This is a genomic window from Allobaculum sp. (assembly GCF_047010065.1).
Classification (GTDB): Bacteria; Bacillota_I; Bacilli_A; order Erysipelotrichales; family Erysipelotrichaceae; genus Allobaculum; species Allobaculum fili.
Window position 1 is genome coordinate 34,306 of sequence record NZ_JBKXLD010000008.1, and the last position, 4,551, is coordinate 38,856.

The 4,551-nt window shown below is 52.4% G+C and carries 5 protein-coding genes; all 5 read right to left on the minus strand.

What is annotated here, in order from left to right; genetic code table 11:
• Positions 1-731: dTDP-glucose 4,6-dehydratase (gene rfbB, locus ACLUYS_RS01565; RefSeq protein ID WP_412658769.1), on the minus strand; the 731-nt coding region annotated here is incomplete at its 3' end.
• A gap of 6 nt (positions 732-737) precedes the next feature.
• A complete protein-coding gene (gene rfbC / locus ACLUYS_RS01570) occupies positions 738-1,322 on the minus strand; it encodes a dTDP-4-dehydrorhamnose 3,5-epimerase (RefSeq protein ID WP_230267641.1) in 585 nt (194 codons plus the stop codon).
• A gap of 70 nt (positions 1,323-1,392) precedes the next feature.
• Positions 1,393-2,283, minus strand: a complete 891-nt coding sequence (gene rfbA, locus ACLUYS_RS01575; RefSeq protein ID WP_288339106.1) for a glucose-1-phosphate thymidylyltransferase RfbA — start codon at positions 2,281-2,283, stop codon at positions 1,393-1,395.
• A 260-nt stretch (positions 2,284-2,543) separates the two neighbouring features.
• Positions 2,544-3,284, minus strand: coding sequence for a glycosyltransferase (locus tag ACLUYS_RS01580; protein WP_412658772.1), 741 nt, complete (start codon positions 3,282-3,284; stop codon positions 2,544-2,546).
• On the minus strand, positions 3,281-4,420 hold the full coding sequence (locus ACLUYS_RS01585; RefSeq protein WP_412658774.1) for a glycosyltransferase: 1,140 nt from the start codon (positions 4,418-4,420) through the stop codon (positions 3,281-3,283). The genes ACLUYS_RS01580 and ACLUYS_RS01585 overlap by 4 nt, the downstream gene beginning before the upstream one ends.
• Positions 4,421-4,551 lie beyond the last annotated feature (131 nt).

The following is a 4,551-nucleotide window of genomic DNA, read 5'->3' on the forward strand; positions in this document are numbered from 1 at the left end:
ATGTTGTAGACTTCGCCTTCCTTGCCTTTGCGCAGGATCAGGTCGATGGCCTTGCAGTGGTCGAGAACGTACAGCCAGTCGCGCACGTTGGCGCCGTCGCCGTAAACCGGCAGGCTTTCGTTATCGAGCGCGCGGGCGATCATCAGAGGGATGAGCTTTTCCGGGAACTGGTACGGTCCGTAGTTGTTCGAGCAGCGGGAAATCGTTGTCGGCAGGCCGTACGTGCGGTGGTACGCCTGAACGAACAGGTCCGCAGCGGCTTTGGACGAAGAATACGGCGAGCTCGTATGGAGCGGCGTGGATTCCGTGAAGAACAGATCCGGACGATCGAGCGGCAGGTCGCCGTACACTTCATCGGTCGATACCTGATGGAAACGTTTAACGCCGTATTCTTTTGCGGCATCGAGCAGAGTCGTTGTGCCAAGAACGTTGGATTTTACGAAGATTTCCGGATCTTCGATCGAGCGGTCGACGTGGCTTTCGGCGGCGAAGTTCACGACGATATCGGGACGTTCCTTTTCAAACAGATCGAAAATGAAGTCACGATCGGCGATGTCGCCTTTGACAAACTTGTAGTTCGGCTTGTTTTCTACGCTCTTGAGACTTTCCAGATTTCCGGCGTAAGTCAGCGCGTCCAGGTTGATGATTTCATCTTCCGGATACGTATTGACCATGTATTCAACAAAGTTGGAACCGATGAATCCGGCTCCTCCAGTAACGAGAATTTTCATGTATGGCTAGTTTCCTTTCATCATGTCATCGTAAACGAACAGGTTGTTGGCGTCTTCGAGAACCGGCGAAATGCGGTCCTTGTCGCTGAGCACGGGTTCGCGTCCATTAAGAAGCATGCCCCAGTCGACGGCGACGGTCGGGTCGTCATAGCGGATGCTGCCCTCCGATGCCTTGTCGTAGACATTGTCGACTTTATAGCGGAATTCCACATCCGGCGTCAGGGTCAGAAAGCCGTGCGCAAAGCCCTGCGGGATAAAGAACTGGCGATGGTTGTCCGCCGACAGTTCGCAGGAAACCCATTTGCCGAAGGTTGGAGAACCTTTGCGGATATCGACCGCAACGTCGATGACTTTCCCCTTCGTGCAGCTGACGAGCTTAGACTGCGCATACGGCGGGTTCTGCCAGTGCAGACCGCGCAGCGTGCCTTCGGCTGCGGAAAAGGACATGTTGTCCTGAACGAAGTCGACCGTAATGCCGAGCTTTTCGTATTTGGGTTTGGAATAGGTTTCCGTAAAGTAGCCGCGATGATCGCCGAAAACGTCGGTTTCCACGATCAGCACGCCTGGAATTTCCGTTTCAATCACTTTCATGCTTATTTCCTCTTGAATGTCGGCCGGTCTTTTGTCCGGCTTTGGATCTGTTTTTCTTCCGAGCAGACCGCTATTTCTGGTTTTTATCAATGTATTTGCGATCGAGCAGCTTTTTGAGATAGGCGCCGTACTGATTTTTCTTGTAAATCTCGTACGTTTTCTCGAGCTGTTCGCGATCGATCCAGCCCTGCCGGTAGGCGATTTCCTCCAGGCAGGCAATTTTGCGGTGCTGGTGTTCTTCAACGGTTTTCACGAAGTTGGTGGCATCCACCAGAGATTCATGCGTACCGGTGTCGAGCCAGGTGAAGCCGTCGCCAAGCAGGGTGACGTTCAGTTCGCCCTGATCGAGATAAATCTTGTTCAGATCGGTAATTTCCAGCTCGCCGCGGGCGGAAGGCTGAAGATGGGCGGCGTAATCCACGACTTTGTTGTCATAAAAATACAGACCGGTAACCGCATAGTTGGATTTCGGTTCGGCCGGTTTTTCTTCCAGGCTGACGGCTTTGCCGTTTTCGTCAAACTCGACAACGCCAAAGCGTTCCGGATCTTCTACATAATAGCCAAATACCGTAGCGCCTCTGTCTCTGCCGGCAGCTTCCACAAGCCGTTTGGTCAGACCGTGACCATGGAAAATATTATCGCCAAGAATCATGGCGACGGAATCGTTTCCGATAAAATCTTTGCCTAAAATAAATGCCTGCGCCAGTCCATCGGGCGAGGGCTGTACTTTGTACGTCAGCTCCAGACCGAACTGGCTGCCGTCGCCGAGCAGTTCCTCAAAGCGAGGCGTGTCTTCCGGGGTAGAAATAATCATGATCTCCCGGATGCCAGCTTCCATCAGAATGGACATTGGATAATAAATCATCGGCTTGTCAAAAACAGGAAGAAGCTGTTTGCTGGTTACTTTGGTTAATGGATAGAGTCTTGTTCCGGATCCGCCGGCAAGAATGATGCCTTTCATCTCTTCAGTTCTCCTTTTCCGTTCAGCTCCATCTTAGCCAAAAAAAGAAAAGATGGGAAATGATACGGCGCACGTCCCACAACATACGAAATGTAAGAGCATTCACGGATTTTTAATGGTTTTTTCTGGCGATTTTTCTCCCACATTTTTCCCAAATTCTGCTCATTCCGAATCTGTTCAGCTTTAGGCACGGCGCTTTTTTCTCGGAGGATACGCACTTCCGTAAAAAAGCCCGGATTGCCGGACCTCCGTGTTCTTCCTTATCTTGATTTTGCCTTTTGCTTAGGAACGGGATGGCGAAGCAGCGCGCCGATCAGCTGGAGGCGCCACTGAATCTGATTTTGCAGAGAACTCGATTTGAGCGAAGACGCGTTGTTTCCATGCCGTCGATAGTCCAGACAGTTTTTCGGGCTGAAAACCACCTTGCCCATGCGATAGGCCTGCAGGCCCAGAAACTGATCGTGCATGGGAATCTTTCCAAAGGGAAGGCTTACGTCCACGACTTCCTTTCGCACTGCCATGCAGCAGCCGATCATCGAATTGCGAAGCAGATTGTTCCAGAATCCTTCCTTCGAGCCGTGGCTTTGATAAAAGGAAGGTTCAATCACGTGAAGATCAGCATCGCATATCGAGGCATCGTGAAGCATCGCCATGACGTTCTCTTCGCGAAAGCCGTGACGGTATAAGTCGAGCTTGCCCGGTTTCCAGACATCATCCTGATCGCAGAACACGATAATTTCCCGTCTTGCCTGACTGAGCGCAAATTCAAAGTTGCGCACGACGCCAAGACCCGGGCCGCTTAAAATACGGATCCGCAAATCCGGATGGGCTTTGGCAAAGCGTTCCGCGATTTCAAGATCTTCGCTTAAACCGCCATCGCAGCTGATGATCAGCTCATCGCCGACCCATAGCTGATCGGCAATGGAATCGAGCTGCGCGTTCAGCCAGGGTGCGCCTTTATAGGTAGCCAGAACGACCGAAATGGACAGTCTCGAACTCATGCGTCCGCCTTTCCGTCCGCTTTTCGGGCTGCCTTTTTCCGATCCGTTTCATTTTGCGGGCGGTTTCCTTTCGGATCGGTTTCTGCTTCTTTTTCTTCTTTTCTGGAGGATGGATCGATCGGATTGAACGCTCTGGCTTCCTGCTGCGCAGTAGCGGAAGAAGAGGAAGAAGAAAGAATGGATTTGATGTCCATGCCAAGCGTCAGGCGGAATCCGCTGCCCTGATGGGAAAGCAGAAGCGAGCTGAGTTCAAACAGGGAGCGGTGGCTGAGCGCCTGGGCTCTCTGCGCGTAAAACGAGCGGACTTCTTCCATCTTTTCGATCATCTGCGGCTCGGCCTGAAACTGAAGCGTCAGCGAGAGGAGTGCTTCTTTCTGGAGATAGTCCTGCCACGAAGCATGCAGACGGCTTTCGTAGTCGCTGCGGCGAGTGAGACCGAGCGTGTTGCCGGGGTGCTGGCGATAGCCCATCAGTTCCTCGTCGAGATAGCCCAGACCGTTCTGAATGGCTGCGATCGCGCAGATCGCCCAGTCATGGGGCAGATTCATATCGACCGGCGTAGACAGGTACTCATCCTTCAGCCGCCTGGTCAGCGCGAGCGTACATCCTGGCGAGACGTTGTAGCCCATCAGATCTTCAAAGGTCAGCCACGAAAACTGGCCGCGCGGCAGCGGACGGCGAATGAGATTATGGTTGCTTCGCCGGCTGCTCGACTTGCCTTCGATTGGACGGTCCTGGGCATCAATCAGCGAAAAGGAAGAAGCGAGCGCCAGCAGTTCCACATGCTTATCAAACATCTTCATCATGTGTTCGACTTTTTCTGGTTTCCAGATGTCATCGTGATCGCTCAGAAAAATATATTCGCCCCGCGTGCGGCTCAGCGCATCACGAAAGGCGCGGACAAAGCCGGTGTTCTCGGTATGGACGTGCAGAAACCAGCGGCCGGCGAGATGGTATGTGGCGATATATTCGCGGATTTTTTCGACGGTGTGATCTCTGGAAGCATCATCAACGATGACGACTTCATCAAAAGGCATCGTCTGCAGACGGATCGACTCGAGCTGTTCGATCAGATACACTTCTGCGTTATATGTGGTCATCGCCAGAGACAGGCGAATGGGATTCGATGGGTTCATGAAGCCTCCTTGTACCAGACTGCAGCGCCAGTCTGCGCCGCAAAGGATAAAACAAAATGAAAAGAAGATCGACTGCGGATTTTCCTTTGAAAAATTCGATGCATAGCCGCGGGCCACACTTTGAATTTTTC

What these genes read in the sequence shown, in the direction of transcription:
- rfbA (WP_288339106.1), bottom strand. Translation starts at nt 2,283, where the DNA reads ATGAAAGGCATCATTCTTGCCGGCGGATCCGGAACAAGACTCTATCCA.
- rfbC (WP_230267641.1), bottom strand. Translation starts at nt 1,322, where the DNA reads ATGAAAGTGATTGAAACGGAAATTCCAGGCGTGCTGATCGTGGAAACC.
- ACLUYS_RS01580 (WP_412658772.1), bottom strand. Translation starts at nt 3,284, where the DNA reads ATGAGTTCGAGACTGTCCATTTCGGTCGTTCTGGCTACCTATAAAGGC.
- ACLUYS_RS01585 (WP_412658774.1), bottom strand. Translation starts at nt 4,420, where the DNA reads ATGAACCCATCGAATCCCATTCGCCTGTCTCTGGCGATGACCACATAT.